Below are 23186 nucleotides of genomic sequence, written 5' to 3'. Positions count from 1 at the left end.
GCTATCACCGCACGGCACACAAAAAACAGCGCGGCTTTATCGTCCGCGCTGTCCCTGGGCTCTTTTTATTTATTTTGTAAATTCTGAAAGCTTGTCAAACACGCCGGTCAGCGCAAAATAAGCTTCGTCAAAAATTGGTTTCATAGCGCTGTAAACCGGCTGATTATCGCTGTTTGGCACCTTTGTTTCCTCAATTTTCAGGAATTTGTCAATGACGTCAAAATTTTCAAAGACGCCAACGCCCACACCTGCAGTAATGGCAGCTCCCATGGAGGTCGCTTCTTCCAGGTAGTTTGGCTTCTGGATATTAATATTGTAAACATCGGCTAAAATCTGGAGCCAGGCATCGCTCTGAGCACCGCCGCCAATGACGATCATGTCGTCAATTTTGACACCCTTGCCCTTAAAGACATCCATGACCACGCCCAGATTAAAGGCAACGCCTTCCTGCACCGCGCGCACCATGTCCTTCTTTTCAGTTTCCATTTTAAGACCGATAAAGGCGCCCTTTGCCTTCGGATTCCAGCGCGGGCTTCGCTCGCCGATCAGGTATGGCAGAAACAGCAGTCCGTTGGCTCCTGGCTTAGAATCGCCGATTTCCTGATCCAGAAGGTCATACTTGCTGACGCCCTGCTGTTCACCCAACAGGCTCTCGTACTTGCACAGCTCCTTTGTAAACCAGCTGTAAGAGCCACCGCCGCACTGCATGGTCCCAGTTGGCAATACATAGCCCGGCACAATGTGCGCCCAGGTAAAGGTGCGCATTTCTTCATCATAGATTGGCTTTTCAGTCGTGATCGAAATCCATGAGGATGTACCCATACAGCTGTGGGTAATGCCTTCCTTGGTACAGCCGGTGCCAACAGCCGCGCAGACGCCGTCGCCGCCGCCGCAGACAACAGGAATGCCTGAAACCAGCCCACAGGCTCCGGCCGCTTCATCTGTTACGGTTCCCGCAACGTCTGTGGATTTTAACAGCGTCGGCATTTTTTCACGGTCAATCCCCATGACTTCCAGAAGGCGGTCGGACCATTCCAGCTTGTTTAAATCCAACAGGTTGGTGGAGGAAGCGTCCGTATACTCGGTGACAAATTTCCCGGTTAGCTTGAGGATAATATAATCCTTACAGTTAAGCATTTTATAGGTATTTTCATAGATTTCCGGTTCGTTGTTTTTAACCCACATCAGCTTTTGGCCGCCGTAGGACGGGCTGATTTTATGGCCTGTGAGATGATAAAAATCTTCCTCGCTGATGCGCTCGCGAATCATTTCCTCTTCCTTTGTGGCGCGCATGTCTGCCCAAATCAAAGCGTTTCTAAGCGCCTTGCCCTCTTTATCCACGCAGATGCACCCCATCATCTGGCCGCTGAAGGATATGGCGGCAATGTCGTTCACATCGATATCCTGCACCAGCTCTTTTGTGGATATGCAGACAGCGTTCCAGAAATCCTCGGGGCGCTGTTCAACCCAGTTATTATTGCTGACAAGCATGTCGTAGCTGTGCACACAGCTTTTGACCAGTTCCCCTTCTGTGCTGTACAGAGTCGCCTTGTTTCCGGATGTTCCCAAATCATGTGCCAGTAAGTATTTTTTCATTTTAACCTCTCCTCAAAAATGATTATTATAATGTTTTAGCGTAAGCTTCTGTAATTTCAATACTGCTGCTGCTGCCAATCCGTTCTGCACCAGCTTCGATCATCGCCAGGCAGGTCTCAAGGTCTCGGATACCGCCGGCAGCCTTGACCTTTACAGTATCGCCGACAACGGATTTCATAAGCCTTACATCCTCCACGGTCGCTCCGCCTGTACCAAAACCTGTTGAGGTTTTAATAAAATCCGGCTTCACCTCTCTGGCGATCTCAGCAGTCTTTACAATCTCATCCTTTGTCAGATAGCAGTTTTCAAAAATAACCTTTGACAGCACGCCGTTTTCACGGCAGACTGCCACAATGGCTTCCATTTCACGTTTGATATAGTCATAATTCTTATTCTTCAGCTCCACGATGTTGATGACATAATCGATTTCGTCCGCGCCGTTTGCAATGGCGTTTTCAGTTTCAAAAACCTTGGTTTCAATGGTTGTCTGACCGAGGGGGAAACTGATGGCTGCGCCCACATGCACAGGTGAATCCTTCAGGTACTCCTTACACAGTGCTACCGGGGCCGAATTGATGGCAACCATCTTAAAGCCGTACTTATCGGCATCATCACACAGCTTCTTAAAATCCTCATCCGTGACAAAGGCCTTTAAGAGCGTATGGTCAAAATAACCTGCCAGTTCTTTAACAGTTAATGTTTTCATATAAATCCTCACTTCAATTATTGTTCTTATGTATTTACATAATAACATCACATTGTATGAGTGTCAAGCACAAAAAGAAAAAACCGGCAAATGCCGGCCCTTTTTAAGGTTAATTCCGTTTTAATTTAAAGGTGAAATGGCTCCTGTCCCCTCGATAATAGGCTTTAGAGTATTCCACTGCCGTCTCGTCGGTCAGGTAGGCGATGGTCTGAATATACTGGATTGCGGAACCCTTGCTGATCCCCAGGATTTTAGCGGTCGAGCTGTCTGCCAATATGGCCTCCAGGCGTCTGGTGGCATAGTCAATGGTCATACCCAGCTCGGCCTCCATCACATGATACATGGAGACTCGGGTAAAATCCTTTTCCAGCATTTCACCGCACAGGCTGTAAGGCAGATGGCTGACCACGTGGACAATGGGCTCTCCGTCTGCATAGCGCAGACGCTCAAGCCGCACGACCTCTGTCCCCACCTCAAGCTGCAGGGCGCGTCCCACCTCTTCGTCACAGGCCACCACCTCCAGGCCCAGTACTTCGGTTTTAGGCGTCAGTCCTTTTTCCTTCATTTCCTCGTTAAAACTCTGGATCGATTCCAGGAAATTCTGGTGAATCTTTGGACGGTTCACAAAGGTACCCTTGCTCTTTTTGCGGTAGAGCTTTCCCTCCACCACCAGCGAGTTGATCGCCTGGCGTACTGTCGGACGGCTGATTCCAAAAGCCTCACTGATCTCCATTTCCGTTGGGATGGGTTCTTCATAATTGGTGTGCTCTTTTTCGATGTACTCCTCCAGCAGTGTTTTGAGCTGGTAATAAAGCGGCACCGGTATATTTTTATCGAGTTGATGATCAAATAATTCCATATTATAATCGCCTTTCCTATGTCATTACTATCTAGTATAGCGCATTTTTTATAAAATGTCCATATGTCATGACATTGCTGCCCCTTAAAAGAAAGCCCGGAGAATTATCCGGGCTAGCCATGCTGTTTATTTTTCAAGAATCTTTTTCAGGTCTTCCTCTGGAGTGGAGATGGGTGTCAGGCCAAAACGCTCAACGAGCACATTTAATACATTCGGAGATACAAAAGCCGGCAGTGTTGGTCCAAGGTAGATATTTTTGATGCCAAGAGACAGCAATGTCAGCAATACGCAGACGGCTTTCTGTTCGTACCAGGACAATACCAGTGTGAGAGGAAGTTCATTGACCGTACAGTCAAAGGCGTCTGCCAGGGCAAGTGCGATCTGGATGGCAGAGTAAGCATCATTACATTGTCCGACATCCATGATTCTCGGCAGACCACCGATGGTGCCAAGGTCTAAATCGTTGAACCGGTATTTTCCGCAGGCGAGTGTCAGAACAATGGAATCGTCTGGAGTCTGCTTGACAAATTCAGTGTAGTAGTTCCGTCCCGGTTTCGCGCCGTCACAGCCACCAACCAGGAAGAAATGAGAAATGTCGCCGCCCTTTACAGCCTCTACGACCTTGTCGGCCACAGAAAGTACGGTTCCTCTCGCAAAGCCCGTCGTCAATACGGATCCCCCATTGATGCCGGTCATCTTATGATCTTCCGGATAACCGCCCAGCTCCAGAGCTTTTTCGATGACAGGTGTAAAATCTTTGTCTGGACCGATATGTACCATTTCAGGGTATGAGACCACTTCGGTGGTGAAAACACGGTCACTGTAAGAATCCTTAACGGGCATCAGACAGTTGGTGGTGTAGAGTATGGGCGCCGGCACCCCGTCAAATTCCTTTTGCTGGTTCTGCCATGCGGTGCCAAAGTTTCCCTTAAGGTGTGGGTAAGCCTTGAGTTTTGGATATGCATGGGTAGGGAGCATTTCACCGTGAGTATAAATATTGATTCCCTTGTCCTTTGTCTGTTCCAGAAGCAGATAAAGGTCGTGCAGGTCATGGCCTGTGATGATGATGAACGGCCCCTTCTCAACAGTCATGGAAACCTCTGTCGGCTCAGGTGTTCCGTAGGTTTCTGTGTTGGCTTTATCCAGCATGGCCATGCACTGCAGGTTAACATTGCCGGTATCCATGACCAGCGCCAGCAGGGTATCCATGTCCTCTTCGCCGCCAATGGCCCGCAAAGCGGTCAGGAAAAAAGCGTTGACATCCTCATTGTGATACCCCAGTACATCAGCGTGATAAGCGTAGGCTGCCATACCGCGCAGACCAAACAGGATCAGAGATTTTAAAGAACGGATATCTTCATTGGCATCCCAAAGCTCCTGCATATCAAAATCACGGATTTCGCCGCCAATGGCTTTTTGCAGATTGTGCAGGTCGTCCACCTGTTTTTTAATGGTGGGATCATTAAAATTAACATTGGTCACAGTGGTGAATAATCCTTTCATCACCAGCTTGCTGACTTCATCATTGGGTGCTTCTTCCCTTTCCATCACCCGCGCCAGACCGATCATAGCGCCTGTCAGCTCATCCTGCAAATGTGCGGTGTGGTCTTTTTTGCCGCAAACCCCCTGTTTTTTTGTGCAGCCCTTTCCTAAAGCAGTCTGTTCGCATTGAAAACAAAACATTGACATTTGTATTCCTCCTTGATAACTTATTTCTTTGACTTGTTATCAAGTATACCCACCTTCACCGAAAATGTATGTTGCATATGCAATAGTTGTGAAGAAAAACGAGATTTCTTAAGGGTTTTTTCGATATTTTGTTTTCAACTTTTCTTTTTTATATTAACTTTTAGAACATTTATGAAATTATCAAGATTTTATCAAACTTTTAATATTTCCTTGTCCGTTAATCACTCATGGTGATAAAATATATATAATACTATCTGCATATTGGAACGGAGGATTTATCATGACCATAACAACCACGATACAGGAAAAAACGCTATACGCTGCCCTTGAAGGCAGAATCGATACCATCAGCGGCCCACAATTGGAGCAGGAGCTTTCAGGAGCTATTGACAATATAGATACTTTAGTTTTAAATTTAGAAAAAATCGACTATGTTTCCAGCGCGGGTATCCGAGCTATGCTGAGTCTCCACAAAAAAATGGCTGCAAAAAAGGGAAGCATGAAGCTTCAAAATCTAAACAACAGCGTTCTGTCTGTGTTAAAAATGACAAAACTTGACAGCATTTTTTGTGTGGAATAATGCAATGAATCGCTGTAATGTCACCGCTACACCTTCAGGATTGCAAACGCTTTTATCTTTTACTGAAGCCTGGCTTTCAGATACCGGTATCAGACCAGAAATGCAATATGACATTTTGATTATTGTGGAGGAGCTTGGAGCTAATATTGTCAGCTACGCTTATGATGAAATACCGGGGAAGATTGCTCTGTCCCTCGAATTACTCAATGACGGCACTGTTCTGAAGCTTACCCTTTCGGATACCGGGAGGCCCTTCAACCCTCTTGACTCCGACGATCCTAAACTTTCGGAATTCATTGAAGAACGGCCTGTCGGCGGCCTTGGCATTTTTATGATCAAGTCTCTGGCCGACAAATTGAAATATGAATACAACAATAAACAAAACCAGATTATCATAGAAAAGAGGTTAACATGATAAAACAATACCCCATCACACATCCTCAAAAACGTATTTTATACACCGAGCTAATCAATAGCACCCCAGGCAGCTACAATTTTGTGGGAACCATGCTCTTTCCAGAGGGTAACACAGAACGCATTAAAGCCGCTGTGCGATCTGCCATGACAGAAACTCCTAACTTTTTTCTCCGATTCCATATGGAGGAAAATGGCGAACTAAGCTTTTATCGGGAGATCACAGAGGTTAAAATCGAAGAATGCGGTGACTGCGCTATTTCGATTCATCATTTTAACAGTCTGGAAAATACCACACTTTATCATTTTCTTATTGCCCACACACCCGAAGGCGACTCTTTGCGTATGTCTTTTCATCACGCGTTATGTGATGGCACTGGTCTGGACTTGTTCGCTCAAAAGGTCTGGAGTCATTATCACGATGGCGTTAGTAAAGGTTTAAACGACCGTCCCTATGAGGAATACGCTGCCTGCGAAATGGATTATCTGAAATCCAAAGCTTTTGAAACAGACAAAAGCTATTGGTCATCCAAGCTGAAAGATACCGCTGACTTTGACTGTGAACCCAAAAGCAGCTCTGACTTTACGCTCGGTTATCAAAGCTTCAATCTTTCCGACATCCTTAAAAATAAAATACGCGCCTTTGCCGCCGCGCAGGATGAGCATATCTCATCATTTCTTCTGGCACTGGCCGCAGCGAGCCTTTTTCTCGCTAAACGCAACCATAAAAACGGCATACTGATAAACCTTGGCGAAAGTGGCCGCCGCTACCTTGAAAGCTTTTCTGAAACCACAGGTATGTTTGTAAGCCTTGTACCCTTAAAACTGACTTTTGACGCAGAGGATACTTTTATGGCTTTACTTAAAAAGACTAAAAATACCTTTAAAGAAGCTTTGTCCCACAGTAAATACCCATACGATCTTCTGGTACAGGATATGGCAGAGTCCGGCATTGATCTAGAGAACATTTCTTCCGTCTCCATTGTGGCAAACTCCAACAATCCCGACAGTCACCTTACAAAATCCATTGCCGCAGAATCCTGTGACCGTGCCCTTACCATCCGTATCAACCCAGATGTATTGGGACATGATACCTTTGAGTGCTTCGCCTTTGAGTATCAGACCGCTTGCTACACTAAAGAAGCCATCACAAAAATGGGTGAAGCGCTGATGTCCTTGATCGAAAACCTCGTAGACCATGCCGACTGGCCCTTTAAGGATATTACCATCGATCCCAACGCTCTTTTGCCTATGGAGGATCACTCCGTTGTGGCTGATGCCGACGAAATTGCCCGTCTCGACCGCTTTAACAACACCAAAGTCTCCTATGACTCCACAAAAACCGTGGTCGATCTTTTTAGAGCCCAAGCCCGGAAAACCCCCGAGGCGGAGTGCGTCGTTTATATGAATTGGCATTATTCCTACGCCGAAGTCGACCATCTTTCGGACAACCTTGCCCGTGCCATCGCGGCCAAAAACCTTGGTGCCGGAGACATCGTATCCATCCTCATTCCACGGTGTGAGTATATGGCCATTGCTTCACTTGGAGTATTAAAGGCCGGCTGCGCCTACCAGCCCCTCGACCCTGACTATCCAGAGGAAAGACTTTCCTTTATGATGGCTGACGCCAGTGTAAAACTTCTTATCGCCGATGCCGATCTGCTTAAAAAAGTACCGAAATACCAGGGCGATACGCTATGTATCCATGATATTCCCACACTGACTGAGGATTTGCCCCTGCCCAAAGAGCCAACACACGAGAATCTATTCATACTCCTCTATACCTCTGGCTCCACCGGCACCCCTAAAGGCTGTATGCTCACCCATGAAAATATTGCCAATTTCTGCCGCTGGTACCACCGCTACTATAATCTCACCGAGAAAGATCGGGTGGCCGCCTATGCCAGCTTCGGCTTTGACGCATCCATGATGGACACCTGGCCTGCCCTTACACGCGGCGCTGCCATGTATATCATCCCCGAGGAAATTCGACTGGATCTGCTGTCCCTTAACGACTATTTTGTAGCAAATGACATTACCAACGCCTTCATAACTACCCAGGTAGGCCGCCAGTTTGCCACCTGTATTGAAGAAACCAGCCTGCGTAATTTAAGCGTCGGCGGTGAAACCCTAGTCCCCTGCGAGCCGCCAGAATCCTACTCCCTTCACAATCTCTACGGCCCCACCGAATGTACCATTCTTTGCACCGCAGGCCTGGTTGACCGTCTATATGAAAAATCTGTCCCCATTGGCGGTCCGATAGACAACACCAAGCTTTATGTTGTGGACGCCAAGCTTCGCAGAGTTCCCATAGGCGTACCAGGCGAGCTGTGCATCGCCGGAGCACCTGTCTCCAGAGGTTATCTGGGCCGCGAAAGCCTGTCGGCAGAAAAGTTTATTCAAAACCCCTTCGACGATGATCCCGCTTACAGCCGTATGTACCGTACCGGCGATGTGGTCAAGTGGCTGGAGGACGGCCGCATCCTCTTTGTCGGCCGGGAAGATGGTCAGGTAAAAATCCGTGGTTTTCGGATTGAGCTGACTGAAATCGAACAAAAAATAAGAGAATATCCAGGCATTAAAGATGCCACGCTCATTGCCTGTGACGAAGAAAATGGCGGAAAATATGTGGCCGCCTACGTCGTTTCAGACGAAACCATCGACATTGAGGATCTTAACGCCTTCATATCAGCGGAAAAACCGGATTACATGGTTCCTGCGGTAATCATGCAGATTGACGCCATCCCTCTGACCCCAAATTTAAAGGTGGATAAAAAAGCCCTGCCCAAACCGGTTCGCAGCTTTGACGAGATTGTCCTGCCCCAAACGCCCACGCAGGAAAAAATTCACGCCATTTTGGCAGAAGTCATCGGCGATTCTGGCTTTGGCATTGAAACAGATATTTACAAGGCAGGCCTTACTTCCATCGGCGCGGTTAAGCTCGGTATTCTGTTCTCCAAGACCTTTGGTCTTAAAATGAACACACAGGATTTCAAAAAATACAATACCGTCGCAAAACTGGAAACCTACATCGACATCGCTGGAAGCATACAGTCCGGTCAAAAGGCTCATAAAGAGCTTGAAGCCTATCCGCTGACTCAAACACAGATGGGCATTTATCTGGAATGCCTGAAAAATCCAGATTCCTGCGTCTATAACATTCCGCTGTTCTGCACCTTTTCAAAAGCAATTGACGCACAACGTTTAGGCGACGCGCTGACCCGCGCCATCGACGCGCATCCCTACCTTAAAACTCGTCTCCAGATTACTGGCGAGGACATTTTACTGAAGCGCCGGGACAGCGACCCTGCCCTGGTAAAACGTACTCGGATGAAGGCTTCAGAACTTGAGGATTATTGCAGTCAGCTGGTAAAACCCTTTAATTTTGAACACGGCCTCTATCGTTCGGAAATTATCGAAACCGAAGAAAGCGTCAGTCTTTTCATCGACGTGCATCATCTGATTTTTGACGGAACCTCCGCCATGGTGCTGCTTCAGGAAATCAATCGAGCTTACACCGGAAAAGACCCCGCTGGTGAATCCTACACTTCCTTTGATTTAGCGCTGGATGAAAAGCAGGAACGGGAAGGTACAGCCTACAGCGAAGCCAGAGACTTTTATCACAACATTTTTGGCGCCATGGAAACAAACGCCCGCCTGGATTATGATAAACCCGAAAACAACACCCCAGAAACCGATGCCTTTGACATTGATATGGGTACTCTTTTAAGAGATGAAGTCCAGTCCTACTGTATAAAACACCGGATTACTCCCAATGTCTTTTTTACCGGTGCCTTTGGCTTCACCCTGGCTCAATTTAAAAACCAGACAGAATCTGCCTTTTGCACCATTTACAATGGCCGCAGTGACTCCCGCACCGCAGAATCAGTCGGTATGCTGGTCAAAACCATGCCGGTTTATTGTAATCTGGAAACGCCCAATACTGTGGAAAGTTACCTGAAAGCTGTTAAGAAACATCTCCTTGCACTCATGGATCATGATATTTATTCCTTTGGGGAAATCAGCCGGGAGCTTGGTATTTCAGCAGATATTCTTTTTGCGTATCAGGGAAGTGACTTCAACACCTTTACTCTGGATGCCGAAAGTGTTCCCATTGTTCCATTGGCTCTTTCTGAAACTAAAGCGCCTCTTTCAGTAGATATCTATGATGCTGATCCGGGATACATTATAAAGGCAGAGTACCGCCATGATCTGTATGAAAGCATAACAATATCCCGATTTTTAAAGGCCTATGAAGAAGTCTGTAAAAGCTTGCTGACGGCCGAAACCTTTAAGGATATTCGTCTGATCAGCGATGAGGATAAAAATAGAATCGCGGTGTTTAATGACACTGAAATCCCCATTGATACCCCTCTTATCCCAGAACAGCTGCAGGCCGTTGCCGATGCCAATCCTGATAAAACGGCCCTCATCAGCTGTGGTGAGCGCTTAACTTTCAAAGAACTGAATGATGCCACCAACCGAATTGCCAACGCGCTTATTAAGCTGGGCGTCGAGCCAGAAGACATTGTAGCGGTCCTTCTCACCCGCACCAAGTATGCCTACATGGCGCGACAGGGTATCTTAAAATCCGGCGGTGCCTTTTTATGCACAGATCCTGAATATCCTGATGACCGTATCCGTTTTACCCTTGAGGACAGCCAGGCTAAATTCCTCATTACGACGAAAGCCCTTGCCGAAAAACGACAGGCAGTCTGTGAAAATACAGCCTGTACTTTACTCTGCATTGAGGACTTGCTTGAGGAGGCTAACACCTGTTTTCCGCAGATTGACCTTAAACCCTCAAATTTATGCTATTGTATTTATACCTCTGGATCTACTGGCACACCCAAAGGCGTCATGATTGAGCACCGCAATCTGCGCCATTACTGTCACGCTAATCCAAAAAATCCAGAGATTATGTCCTACATCGATCACAGCACGGTTTCTCTGTCCTTTGCTGCTCTGACCTTTGATGTGTCAATTCTTGAGGAATATGTTCCGCTTACCCAGGGGATCACGGTGTGTATGGCCAATGAAAATGAAATTCATAATCCGCTGGCCATGCGGGATCTGCTCATAGAAAACAAAGTAGATACCTTTACAGCAACCCCGTCCTACCTTGGCAACATCGTGGATATTCCAGAAATGGCGGATGCGCTGTCCCGGATTCGCAGCTTTAACGTCGGCGCGGAAAACTTCCCTCTGTCCCTTTACGACAAACTGCGGGCTGTCAGTCCAGAAGCCCACATTTATAACGGCTACGGACCGTCAGAAACCACCATCGGCTGTACTTTTATTGAAATGACTGGTGAAAACATCACAATCGGCCGTCCTATGAGCAATATCAAATGCTATATTTACAATCGCTATGGACAGGAAATGCCCATTGGCGTTCCGGGCGAGCTCATTATTGCCGGCGATGGTGTTGGACGCGGTTACGTTGGACGCCCAGACCTCACAGAAAAAAGCTTTTTCCGCATTGGCAACCTGAAAGCCTATCACTCCGGCGATTTAGCTGCCTGGGATATTGATGGCAAACTTCCCTTCTTTGGACGGCTAGACAATCAAGTCAAACTGAGGGGACTCAGGGTGGAGCTAGATGAGGTTGAAGCTGCCATCAACAGCTATGAAGGTGTTAAATCCAGTATTGTTCAGGTTCGCGGAAAGGATGACGGCCAGTTTCTCTGTGGCTTTTTTACTGCGGATCACACAGTTGACATTAACAGTCTCACTGCTCATTTAAAGAGTACCCTGACCCACTATATGGTGCCTGGCGTTCTTGTGCAGCTGGATAAGATGCCTTTAACCTCCAATGGTAAAATCAACAAAAAAGCCTTGCCTGAGATTACTTACAGCGCCGCAGAGCATGAGTACATCGCGCCGCAAAATGAAGCAGAAGCCGCCATCTGCAGTATGATGGCCGAAGTTCTTAAATGTGACAAGGTTGGCGCCACCGATGATTTCTTTGAAATTGGCGGTACTTCTCTCAGCGCCTCCCGCCTTGCTATGCTGGCCGCTAATAGAGGGATTAACTTCGTGTATCAGGATATTTTTAAGTATTCCACCCCTCAGGGTCTGGCCGCCTTCTCACAAAACAAAAGTGATACAGCCCCTGCCGCTGTTGAGACTGACCCGATCGCCGATTATGACTATCAGACCATCGGCAAACTTTTAGAAAAGAATGCCATTGATAATCTTTCGCTGCTTAACAGGGAACCATTGGGCGATATTCTCATTACCGGCGCAACAGGCTTTTTGGGCATCCATGTGCTCCAGGCTTTTCTGACAAAATACACCGGCAAAGTATGGTGCCTTATTCGCAAGGGAGACGCGGACAGCCTGGAAGAACGTATGCGCACCATGCTTATGTACTACTTTGATGACACCTTTGACGAAGCTTTCGGTACACGACTGTTTCTTATTGAAGGCGATATCACCGACGCTGACCAGGTCAATGCTCTTAGCAATGTTCCCTTCTCTGTTCTGATTAACTGTGCGGCCAGCGTTAAGCATTTCGCGGCAGACGACAGCTTAAAACGTATTAACACCGAAGGTGTCAAACACCTCATCAGTCTCTGTGAAAAAACAAGGCGCAAGCTTGTCCAAATTTCAACCGTCAGCATTGCCGGTGACAGCTTGAACAACAGTATTCCCAGTGATCGAAAAATCATGGAAAATGATCTTTATTTTGGTCAGACCATCACCAATCAGTACATCGAAAGCAAGTTTTTAGCAGAGCAGGCCGTCCTTGAGGCTTCGACGAGAGGTTTGCGGGCCAAAATCATGCGAGTGGGCAATCTTATGAGCCGCGCGGCCGATGGCGAATTCCAGATAAATTTTATCACCAATGGCTTTATGCGCCAGCTTAAGGGCTATGCCACCCTGCACCAATACCCCCTGGAGAGTATGAATCTGCCGGTGGAATTTTCCCCCATTGATGTTACCGCCCAAACTATTTTGGCCCTTGCCGAAACCGGTGATATTTTTACGGTTTTCCACCCTTACAACAACCATACGGTCTTTATGTCCGATGTGGTGGAAGTCATGAACCAGTGCGGCTTTGACATTAAAGTCACCGATGCCGCCACCTACGAAGCAACCCTTCGCCAGGCCATGGCCGATCCCGCTAAAGCCGATAAGGTAGCTGGCCTCATTGCCTATCTGAGCAGTGATACGGAAAACGTGCAGATTCCCATTGACTGCAACAATTGCTTTACCTCTGAGGTGCTGTGCCGTCTTTACCAGAAATGGCCCATCACCGACAATGCCTACATCAAACGGGCGATTCAGGAGCTTGAAGCCCTTGGCTTCTTTGACGTATGAAGCTATATACCATAAATACCGAACCCTTAAGGATCTTGGATATTTTTGAAACACGCATTAAGGAGCTGCCGGAAGTCCGGGCAACCAAGGCGCGAGGCTACCGTCTCGCCAAAGACCGGGCTTTAAGCCTTGGCGCAGGGCTTTTACTCAATCAGGCACTCAGAGAAAGTGGAATTGATCCCGTCACTGCTGAATTTGATGCCACCGAAGGCAAGAAACCCAGGCTCACAAAGCATCCTGACTTCCACTTTAGCATCTCCCACTCCGAGGCTTTCGCCATTCTGGGTGTGGGAGATGCTCCAGTTGGCGTAGACATTGAAAAAATCAGCCCAGTTCCCCTTGACATCGCCCGGCAATACTTTTTCAAGGGAGAATATACCTACCTTATGGCTCTGCCAGAAGCCCAGCGTACACTGGGCTTCTACCGGCTCTGGACCTTAAAGGAGAGCTTTATGAAAGCTGTGGGACTGGGCTTTCAGCTTCCTCTTAATCAATTTGAAATCATAATGACCGCGCCCATTCAGGTGAAACAGCAAGTCAACCGCCACGATTACGCCTTTACCGAATACCAGACCCTGCCAGATTACTGCATCAGCAGCTGCGAACAGCTTTAAAAGTCTTGAAAGGATTCAAATTTTGAAGAAAAAATTAGAAATACGCATCCTCGCGATTATGCTGGCATTATCTGCTCTCTTATGTTCTCTGATCGTATGGATTGCCTTTAAAACCTATAAAAAGCAAGTGGAGTCCAATTACCTCACCATTGTTCAGAGCATTTCACTAAAAGCCCTGGACGATGTCGATGCTGCCGCACTGGCTCAGCCTGACAGCAGCCTGGATTACCAAAAGGAATCTCAAAAGCTAACCAATCTAACCCATGCCATCGATGTTCCTGACAGCGCTGTTTTTATTTTTGCTGGGGGACAGCTGCGCTGGCTTCAGGACTCTCATTCCTCGGTCTCAAAAGAAGCCCTGGCCGACTACTTGACCGCCCTGCCCAGGGTTGACTTTGAGACCGAGACTTATACCACAGAGGAGGCCGAATCACTGCCTCCCGGACCAGAAGTCACCCTTGAATCTGGCAAAAAATATCCCAGCCTTTGCATTCCCCTTACCGACGAAGCGGGGAACGCTGTTGGCCTTGTAGGCCTTGTGATCCAGGGAAGCGGCTACCGCTATCAGCGACTTGCCTTTGTGAGCTCCATCCTCATCGTTGCCTTGCCGGTGATGCTTGTAACCACTCTGCTTTTCTTTTTCTTTATGCGAAAAAGCGTTACCCGTCCCCTGTTAAAGATGACCAATGCTGCCGAACAGTTTGAAAATACGGATTTACTGACAGCTTCTCCGCAAAATCATGCCCTGTCTGCGCTGAATGTCCATACTGGCGATGAAATTGAAGGCTTGTCCAAACAGCTTGACAAAATGGGCAGCAGTTTAATCGCCACAATTCAACAACAAATGGAGATCGAAAAACAAAAGCAGTGGCTTCTGGGAGAAATGCAAACCGCAGAAATTGTTCAGCACAGTATGCTGCCAACGGATTTTCCAAAGGATCTGGACCTATTTGCCACCATGAATTCTGCCATCCGAATAGGCGGTGACTACTATGATTTTTACTACCTTGACGACCACCGTCTGGTACTCACCATCGCCGATGTTTCTGGAAAAGGTATTCCGGCGGCACTGTTCATGGCTTTGTCTAAAACTGTGCTCAAGTTCACCATCACCAGCGGCGTTTCCCTCGCAAAGGCTTTGGAAATGTCTAACGACTACTTTTGTCAAAACGACTGCGGTGGTATGTTCGTAACTGTTTTCACCGGTATTCTGGACCTGAACACCCATAAGCTATGCTATGTAAACGCAGGACACAACCCGCCGCTCATACGCCCTGCCGCTGATTCCGATTACGTCTGGCTTGACGCACCGCCAGATTTAGTGCTCGCGGTTATGGGGAATCAGAGCTATACCGAATACACTTGCCAGCTGTCGCCTGGAGCCGGTCTGTTTCTATACACAGACGGCGTTACCGAAGCTCAAAATTCCGAAGGCTGCTTTTACGGCGAAGCGCGCCTGATCCAAAGGATCAATGCAGATAGAAGCCTTACTTCAAAAGCACTGCTGTCTGCCATCTCGGCCGATATCGATGCCTTTGCCGCATCCGCTCCCCAGGCGGACGATATTACAATGCTAAACATTAAACTTTAAGGAGAAACATATGAATCTAATATACCGTCCCGCACAAATGAAGGATCTCGATGAACTAGGTCAACTGTTTATCGAGACCTTTGTTCACCGCGATCCTATGACCGCTCATCTGAAGTTAACGGAAAGCGAAGCCATGGATTATTGTCGGGTCATCTTTCCTGAATCCATCAAAGACGCACTTACCTGCCTGGCGATTGATGCAGACACAAACAAAATTGTGGGCTTTACCTCTTCTTTCAAGGAAGATATCGCCAATGATCCATCGGTGGTATCCAGGCTGAACCCACGCCTTCTTGAGGCCATGGCCGACACCAGTCATGTATTTGATATTCTTTTAAAGCCACTTGAAACCCTTGAAGGCTATAATCCCCAAAAGTGTTTTACCCTCATGTACGCTGGTGTTCATTCTGATTATACAGGGCATAACCTGTCCCTCACGCTGACTCAAAACCTTCTGGATCGCGCTGTTGCCCTTGGTTTTGAGACTGCCATTTCCGAATGTACCAGCAGCCGCTCCCTCAAACAGATTCTGCGCCTTGGTTTTAATGAAATCAATGCTGTGGCCTATAAAGATTTCGGCATTGATACCTTTAAAGATGTTCCGGGGGCTCTGACCTTGTGTTTCAAAGTCCTCTGAACCATGTAACCATAAAAACAGCCAGGCCGGAAGGATATTCCTCCCGGCCTGGCTTATAAAGGCAGTCACTCAGCCTCTGGCAGCTTTTCTCTAAAAGGGATGATAAAAACTTTTCCGAAGATCAAACCTCGCCGAACCTCTTGACATTACGCTTCGAAATCGGTATGCTTATAAATTGTGGCGTTTAGCGTTTTTGTTAAACATCTGTTAGGGAAAAGTTTTTAAAAGAGGTTTTAGGAAACAATGGAAAAGAAAAAAGAAAAAACTCAAAAATATGAAATGGATATGTGCAGTGGTTCTATCCTGAAAAAGATGCTCGTTTTCGCAGTGCCTTTAATGTGCTCAGGGGTGTTACAGCTGCTTTTTAATGCTGCGGATATCGTGGTAGTTGGTCAGTTCGCTGGCAGTAATTCGCTGGCTGCGGTGGGCGCAAACACCTCGCTGATCAATCTTCTGACCAATCTTTTTCTCGGCATGTCTATCGGGGCGAATGTACTGGTTGCCCGGTACTATGGCGCCGGGCAACAGCGCCATCTGTCCAGAACTGTTCACACTGCCATTGTGCTCAGCATTGGAAGCGGTGTGATTCTGACCTTTCTGGGCATATTCGGGGCAAAGCAGATTCTGATCTGGATGCAGACCCCGGCGGAGGTTCTGGACCTTGCCGTGCTTTATCTGCGCATCTATTTTATCGGTATGACCGGCACCATGCTCTATAACTTTGGCGCGGCAATCCTGCGTGCCGTCGGGGATACCAAACGGCCGTTGTATTACCTGATGGGCGCCGGTGTTGTCAATGTTGTGTTAAATCTCATCTTCGTCATTGGTTTGAAAATGGATGTCGCTGGCGTTGCTGCGGCTACCGCCATTGCTGAGTGTATCGCCGCAGCGCTGGTAATCCGCTGTCTCATGCGTGAACAGAGCGGTATCCGCCTGATTCCGAAAAACCTTCGGATTGACCGCAGCAGCTTTATCAAGATTTTACAGATTGGCCTTCCCGCCGGATTTCAGGGTGTGATCTTCTCGCTGTCTAATGTGGTTATTCAGTCCTCTATCAACCTGTTCGGGCCTGTGGTGGTCGCTGGCAACTCGGCCTCAGCCAACATCGAGGGCTTTATCTACATTGCCATGAACGCTCTGCACCAGGCTACTATCTCTTTTACCAGTCAAAATCTGGGCGCGGGACAGTACAAGCGGCTTGACCGCATCGTCATAACCGGCGAGGTTTGTGTTCTGGCGGTTGGGCTTGTTCTTGGTAACCTGGCGGTATTCTTCGGAAACAGTCTTCTCGGCATTTATTCCTCCAGTCCTGAGGTTATTCAGGCAGGTATGCAGCGCCTTGTGGTCATTGGTACTGCCTATGCCATCTGCGGGATGATGGATGTCATGGTCGGCGCACTGAGAGGAATCGGCTACTCGGTCGTTCCCATGATTATCAGTCTCATCGGCGCCTGTGGCTTACGGCTTCTGTGGATCGCCACAGTCTTTCAGGTACCGCAGTATCACTCCCCGTCAGTCATTTATTATTCCTATCCCATCACTTGGATCATCACACTCGGAGCGCTGATTGGCTGTTATGCCTATTTAAGACGGAAAATGAATCAAAAGCTTGCCTATACTGCTCACCAAACCACAAAAGAGCCTGCGTTTTAACTCATAAAGCGCAGGCTTTTTAAATTTATCTTATCCCTTTTTCTTTTCTTTTTTTACGCGCTCATGCCTGTCCTTGTAAAACAAGAGCACCACAAGGGCAAAGGCCGAGGCGATGGCTGTGGTCATATAGACCTGCTTAAAACCGGTTTCCATGGTTTTCTGATAGATGTTCTGAATCTGAGCACCCATGGCTTTCACTTCTCCCAGATAGTTCTGGAAGCCCTGGCTTACAGCGTCAGGAAGCGCGTTTTTCAGCGCTGTCATCTGTGACACCATCGTGCTGACTCCCTGCGTTACCTGAGCCGGAACCTCCGGTGAAGCCGTCAGCCGCTTAAGACCGTCAATACCGCTTTGCACACCGGATTCTGCCTTTTCTGTGACCATGGGTTTCATGGTGTCTGCCATGTAGGCCACCATGTTATCCACTGCCTGGTCGATATTCGTGACATCAGCGTCTGAGAGCTCTTTTGTCAGATTCGCGGGCAGTTTCATATCGCTGACACTGCCATGTGCGTCAAGCGAGATTTTTTCCATGGCCTCAAAATCTGGAAATTGCACAGATGAGAGATAAGCCTTTCCAAAATCTGAATCCTTCAGCGCCGCAGTCTCCTCATCCAGCTGCTCAGCATAAGGCAGCGGTGGCAGCACCAGCTCCCTTGGCAGCTGTGCGGTAATATTTGCCTCTGCCGTTACACCTGCATGGGCGATAAACCCAACCATGACCGCCGGAGCGATGGCTGTGCCCACTGAGCGGATCAGCGACAGGGTAGCCAGCGCTGAGTTGGAATCGGCTTTTTTAGTGTTGTCAAGCATCATGTAATTAAGCGGCGTTCCCATGGTAAAGCCCATGCCAAGACCGATGAGAATCAGACAAATGGCGACTGTCAGCAGGTTTGGATAGCTGGTGGTAACGAGCACCAGAAACAGCGAGCCGATAATAGAGAGCAAAAATCCCGCTCCCATAATCAGCTTTGGTCCATAGCGGTCAATGAGCCGTCCTGAAACCGGTGCGCCAACCCCCGCGAAAATCCCAAGCACCATGACAAAATATCCCCCGCTGCCCTGCTGCATACGCAGCGCATTTTCGGCAAACTGCGGCACAAAAACCATCCCCATCATGATAACGCCGGTAATAAAGGAAATGATCAGTGTTATAACGATGGGCGATTCCCTGAAATAGTCAAGATTCATAATGGGGTCGGCCGCCTTCTTTTCAGCAAAAATGAAAAAAGGCAGCAGCACAATAAAAATAATCAGGAATGGATAGACATCTGTGCTGGTAAAGGATTTGACAAAGTCAAAGAAATCAATATTACGAAGCCCATATAAGAGGGATAAAATCATCATGACTAAAAACAATGTGCCCCATTTGTCAATTGGTTTTACATCGTCAATCTTGGTATTGGGTAAAAAGATAAAGCCACTGATAATGATAAAGAGGGATATAGGAATATTGATAAAAAAGATAAAACCCCAGTTCTGAAGTCCGAAGGCACCTAAAATAGCGCTTCCCAGAGAGCCGCCGACAACAGTGGCGATCCCGTAGACGCCCCCGACCATCCCCAGAGCCATACCCCGCTTGTCCTCAGGAAAGGTTGTTCCGAACTCGGCCGAAGCGATTGGCATAATACCGCCGCCGCCGATGGCCTGAATGGCACGCGCCATTAAAAAGAATCCAAAGTGGCCGATATACTGGGACAGGCCCGCCAGCAGGGACCCGGTTCCGAATAAAATAATACAGATCAGATAGATGGTTTTACGCCCCAGCCGGTCAGCCAGTTTACCCATAATGGGGATACTGGAGGCGTAAGCCAGCGTATAAATCGTGATCATCCAAATGCCTGTCTGGTCGCCTACGCCCAGGCCGTTCTGGATAACGGTTCTTGCCGGGGTCACCACGCTGGTATCAATGGCGCCCATAAAAATACCACACAGATAGATGACCATGATCAGCCCGAAATGCAAAGGCTTTGGATTGGTTGCTGTTTTAGCTTGCATTGTCTGCTCCTTTCATTGCAAAATACAACTTTCATTAAACTAGAAAAAGTTATACCCAAAACAGCCGCCTTCAAAGCAATTAAAAAGGGATACGCCGAAACAACGTACCCCAAAGCTTTTTTATTTTGTATTATCGATGGCATACTTTACGCCATTCCAGTATACGCGGTCACGCACCACTGCTTTTTCAGGAAGCTCGATATCTTTAAAGGCCCACTTTTTCCACTCCTCAAACCCGGTGCGGTCGATGATATAGCCGATGTGTTCCTTTCCACCCGGCGCGTCCAGATCAATATATTCTTTCACATAATCATAAGTGTTCAGAATAATCTTGATAATGCTCTCCTCATCGGCCCAGATAATAAAATCTTCGCCCAGGCGCGGATTTTTCTTTCCTGTACGGCCCATGATGGTCAGGCGGTAATATTTCTTTTCACTTCTGCGCCACGCGCCTACGGGACAGGCTAGCACACATTCACCGCAGCCGATGCATTTGCTCTCGTCACGGACGATCTTATAATTTTCCATGCGCAGCGCACCCGTGGATTTCCTGGCGCATGCCTTGACACAGGCATTACAGGATACACATTTATCTTTATTGTACTGCGGCTCAGTCATGCCCATAATCCCGAAGTCGTGCATGCGTACCTTCATGCAGTCATTGGGGCAGCCTGTCAGGGCAACCTTGAAATGCAAATCGTTTGGAAAAATAGCTTTCTCGATCTTTTTGGCAAAATTCGTCGTATTGTAGCAGGCATATGGGCAAACATTGTTTCCGATGCAAGCCGACACATTACGTGTTCCAGAAGATGGATAGCCAGTCCCTGGATCTGTCTGGTTAATATCCAGCTTTTCAATAATCGGCTGGAGCAGGGTATTGACTTGATCCATATTCTTTAAGTCAATCCCTGGAATCTCAAAGCCCTGTCGGGTGGTCAGATGAACAGTCCCATTACCGTAGGTCTCTGCAATCTCCTGAATCTGCGAAAGAAGCTCAGCATTCAGGTAACCGCCAGGCACACGCACGCGTGATGCGGTTTCGCCGCGATGCTTTGACACGCGAAAAGCGTTCTTTTTAAGTTTTTTTGTATTAATATCCATGAAAGCCTCCTAATCCACAAGATTTTTGCCAAAACTGTAATTGAAAACCGGACCGTCCAGGCAGATATAGGTGGAGTCAATCTTACAGTGTCCGCATTTTCCAAGGCCGCAGCACATTTTACGTTCCTGGGATATCCAGATTTTATCCTCAGGCACTTCCCGCTTCAAAAATTCTGCCACAGTAAATTTCATCATAATCGGCGGCCCTACCGCGATAACCGCCAGGTTTTCCTTGTCACCAAGGACAAGGCCAGGAATATACTCTGTAACCAGACCAACATTACACACGTAGTCGTCACTGTCGCAGTCTACGGTCAGCACAACGTTGATGGTCTTTTTCCAGCGTTCGATGTCATCCTTAAAAAGCACATCCGACGGTGTTTTAAAGCCTGCAATCAGCGTTACAGAGGCAGCTTCCCCGGGGTGTTCGGCAAAATAATCGACCACGCCGCGCACAGGTGAGAGGCCTGTCCCCCCTGCGACTACAATGATATCCTTTCCTCGGTATTCGTCAAGGTCAAACCCGTTTCCGTAGGGGCCTCTTAAAAAGAGTTTTGAGCCCACATAGTTTTTGAAAATCTCACCAGTGACCTTCCCAACCTTACGGATCGTTAAATCCACGGTGTCTTCACCGATACCGCTGACAGAAATGGGCGCTTCGCCAAATTTTGGAAGGGATACCTCAAAAAACTGGCCTGGCTTTACCTCGCCAGTATAACGCATCCGAAAGGTATACTCGATTTCGGTGTGTTTAATCACTTCTACAATTTCGGATAAAAATGGGATGTACTCATTCTTCATTGCCGGCCTCCTTCTCTTTTATCGCATCGCTTAGCTTGTTGATGCAGCCTGAAAACGAAATATATTCCGGGCAGATATCATCACAGCGTCCGCAGCCAACACACATGTGGTAGCCAAAACGTTTTTTATAATCGTTCACCTTATGCATGACCTTAAAGCGCATCCGCTCTGCCTTGCTGTTTCTAAAGCAGTGTCCGCCGGCCATATCGGTATAGCCGTCCACATGGCAGGAAGCCCACACACGGCGGCGTTCACCGACCTTTCCGTTTTCCTGATAGAAAATATCCTGCATGGTAAAGCAGGTACAGGTTGGGCAGACAAAGTTACAGCGTCCGCAGGCAATACAGCGGCTGTTGTATTCTTCCCACATTGGCAGTCCCAGCACATCCTTTAATTCAATGTCCTTCGGGATTTTTACGTGCACGAGGTTTTCCTGAGTGAACTCCGGAGTAACCGAAACCTCTCTGGATTTGCCCTCCAGTCTTTCGTTCAGTTCTTCCCAACTGCTGTCCACAAATACGAAGTCTTCGTCTGCTTTCACGTACGCGTCATAGGTATCGCAGGTATTAGTCCCCATATCCACACAGAAGCAGTTTTCAAAGCTCTGCGGGCAGCCCATGAGTATAAATTTTGTCTTTTTACGCAGTCTTGCGTAATAGATATCCTCAAAACCGTTCTTTAAATAGATTTCGTCAAACCGGCGCACGGCGTGAAGATCGCAGCTTCTCAGGAAAATAATGTTCCCTTTTGAATCCTCGCTGGCTGTTTTTACCTCATCCTCTGTAAAGTAAAACAACACCTCTGACTGAGGAAACAGTACTTCCTTAAATGAAAAATCACTTTTTTTGTCAAATTCAATGTCCCCAACATTGCCAATCTCACCGTACTCCACACGGTCTGTGTCCGAAAAAGCTCCGGCTCCCGGATACAGACGCGGCGCAAAAATCCGGTAACTCTGAGACAGCTCTTTTAAAACCGCATCAAAATCCTCTGTTTTGATTTGATAACCCATATTAGCCTCCTTTGGATCAACTCGTTCTTTACGTTAATTTTATAACGAAATCAAAAAAGACACCGTGACAATGATCACGATGTCTTAAATTTATACCCCTATTTTCGATTCCCATTTTCATCAAAGGTGAGTCAGATTCACAGGCTTCTCCTCTGACTTTGTTATTTGATAAAAAAATTGTCAATTTTCATATTTTGATCAAAGCCGATTGTAAACTGGGCTTTGCCATTTTCGTACTCCGCAACGGCTACTACCAAAGCACTTTTGCCATTCGGTGCTATTTCCGTCTGTTTGACGCTGCTGAATTCCCCCAGTTTTGGCATTGCTTGATTCCAGGCGTCCTTCAGGACATCAGCAGTCAGTTTATCCCTGACATTATCGGCTGTTTCAGCCGCCATGGCATCAAAATCCTGATTGTTCCATTCATCGATAACCTTTTCTGCTTCCTGCTTTAAGGTATCCTCATTAAAAGCCGGGTCAAGCTTATGATCGGAGGCTGATCCCCCTGAACAAGCCGACAGTACCGTCAAAAGCATTAAAACAACCAAACCAACAGCAATCATTTTCTTTTTCATCATAAATTCTCCTCTCCTAGACACTCAATCCATT

Annotated in this window: 16 protein-coding genes; 7 read left to right on the top strand and 9 right to left on the bottom strand. The window is 47.5% G+C overall.

Going from position 1 to position 23186, the window contains the following annotated elements; all coding sequences use genetic code 11:
• Positions 1-69: 69 nt before the first annotated feature.
• The 4 genes from xylB to hcp all read right to left on the bottom strand — a co-directional run bounded on the left by xylB (position 70) and on the right by hcp (position 4850).
• A complete protein-coding gene (gene xylB, locus CPZ25_RS02170; protein WP_096919536.1) occupies positions 70-1596 on the bottom strand; it encodes a xylulokinase in 1527 nt (508 codons plus the stop codon).
• A gap of 25 nt (positions 1597-1621) precedes the next feature.
• Positions 1622-2302: a deoxyribose-phosphate aldolase gene (gene deoC / locus CPZ25_RS02165; protein ID WP_096919535.1), complete on the bottom strand. Its 681-nt coding sequence runs from the start codon at positions 2300-2302 to the stop codon at positions 1622-1624.
• Positions 2303-2411: 109 nt separating this feature from the next.
• On the bottom strand, positions 2412-3161 hold the full coding sequence (locus CPZ25_RS02160; RefSeq protein ID WP_096919534.1) for a GntR family transcriptional regulator: 750 nt from the start codon (positions 3159-3161) through the stop codon (positions 2412-2414).
• Between the two features lie 126 nt (positions 3162-3287).
• Positions 3288-4850, bottom strand: coding sequence for a hydroxylamine reductase (gene hcp / locus CPZ25_RS02155; RefSeq protein WP_096919533.1), 1563 nt, complete (start codon positions 4848-4850; stop codon positions 3288-3290).
• Positions 4851-5130: 280 nt separating this feature from the next.
• Here hcp and CPZ25_RS02150 point away from each other — a divergent pair, with 280 nt between their 5' ends.
• The 7 genes from CPZ25_RS02150 to CPZ25_RS02120 all read left to right on the top strand — a co-directional run bounded on the left by CPZ25_RS02150 (position 5131) and on the right by CPZ25_RS02120 (position 17665).
• Positions 5131-5430 carry an STAS domain-containing protein gene (locus CPZ25_RS02150; protein WP_096919532.1) on the top strand — a complete coding sequence of 100 codons (300 nt, stop codon included), beginning with the start codon at positions 5131-5133 and terminating at the stop codon, positions 5428-5430.
• A gap of 4 nt (positions 5431-5434) precedes the next feature.
• Entirely contained in the window at positions 5435-5845 is a 411-nt protein-coding gene (locus CPZ25_RS02145) for an ATP-binding protein (protein ID WP_074616007.1), read from the top strand.
• Positions 5842-13170, top strand: a complete 7329-nt coding sequence (locus CPZ25_RS02140; RefSeq protein ID WP_096919531.1) for a non-ribosomal peptide synthetase — start codon at positions 5842-5844, stop codon at positions 13168-13170. The genes CPZ25_RS02145 and CPZ25_RS02140 overlap by 4 nt, the downstream gene beginning before the upstream one ends.
• Positions 13171-13205: 35 nt before the next feature.
• On the top strand, positions 13206-13784 hold the full coding sequence (locus CPZ25_RS02135) for a 4'-phosphopantetheinyl transferase family protein (protein WP_167495140.1): 579 nt from the start codon (positions 13206-13208) through the stop codon (positions 13782-13784).
• Between the two features lie 22 nt (positions 13785-13806).
• Positions 13807-15375 carry a PP2C family protein-serine/threonine phosphatase gene (locus tag CPZ25_RS02130; protein ID WP_096919529.1) on the top strand — a complete coding sequence of 523 codons (1569 nt, stop codon included), beginning with the start codon at positions 13807-13809 and terminating at the stop codon, positions 15373-15375.
• Between the two features lie 10 nt (positions 15376-15385).
• Positions 15386-16012 carry a hypothetical protein gene (locus CPZ25_RS02125; RefSeq protein WP_133067075.1) on the top strand — a complete coding sequence of 209 codons (627 nt, stop codon included), beginning with the start codon at positions 15386-15388 and terminating at the stop codon, positions 16010-16012.
• A 243-nt stretch (positions 16013-16255) separates the two neighbouring features.
• Positions 16256-17665 carry an MATE family efflux transporter gene (locus tag CPZ25_RS02120; protein ID WP_096919528.1) on the top strand — a complete coding sequence of 470 codons (1410 nt, stop codon included), beginning with the start codon at positions 16256-16258 and terminating at the stop codon, positions 17663-17665.
• Positions 17666-17695: 30 nt separating this feature from the next.
• Here the strand turns inward: CPZ25_RS02120 and CPZ25_RS02115 are convergent, their stop codons facing one another.
• The 5 genes from CPZ25_RS02115 to CPZ25_RS02095 all read right to left on the bottom strand — a co-directional run bounded on the left by CPZ25_RS02115 (position 17696) and on the right by CPZ25_RS02095 (position 23155).
• Positions 17696-19663: an MFS transporter gene (locus CPZ25_RS02115; protein ID WP_096919527.1), complete on the bottom strand. Its 1968-nt coding sequence runs from the start codon at positions 19661-19663 to the stop codon at positions 17696-17698.
• A gap of 120 nt (positions 19664-19783) precedes the next feature.
• Complete coding sequence (gene asrC / locus CPZ25_RS02110) at positions 19784-20764, bottom strand: sulfite reductase subunit C (protein WP_058694845.1); 981 nt, start codon at positions 20762-20764, stop codon at positions 19784-19786.
• A gap of 9 nt (positions 20765-20773) precedes the next feature.
• A complete protein-coding gene (gene asrB / locus CPZ25_RS02105) occupies positions 20774-21565 on the bottom strand; it encodes an anaerobic sulfite reductase subunit AsrB (protein WP_096919526.1) in 792 nt (263 codons plus the stop codon).
• On the bottom strand, positions 21555-22577 hold the full coding sequence (gene asrA / locus CPZ25_RS02100; protein ID WP_096919525.1) for an anaerobic sulfite reductase subunit AsrA: 1023 nt from the start codon (positions 22575-22577) through the stop codon (positions 21555-21557). The genes asrB and asrA overlap by 11 nt, the downstream gene beginning before the upstream one ends.
• Positions 22578-22738: 161 nt before the next feature.
• Entirely contained in the window at positions 22739-23155 is a 417-nt protein-coding gene (locus tag CPZ25_RS02095; protein ID WP_096919524.1) for a DUF3887 domain-containing protein, read from the bottom strand.
• Between the last annotated feature and the right edge of the window lie 31 nt (positions 23156-23186).

Source organism: Eubacterium maltosivorans (assembly GCF_002441855.2).
GTDB lineage: Bacteria > Bacillota > Clostridia > Eubacteriales > Eubacteriaceae > Eubacterium > Eubacterium maltosivorans.
Note: the sequence above shows the minus strand (reverse complement) of the source record. Positions and strands in the feature narration are given on the sequence as shown.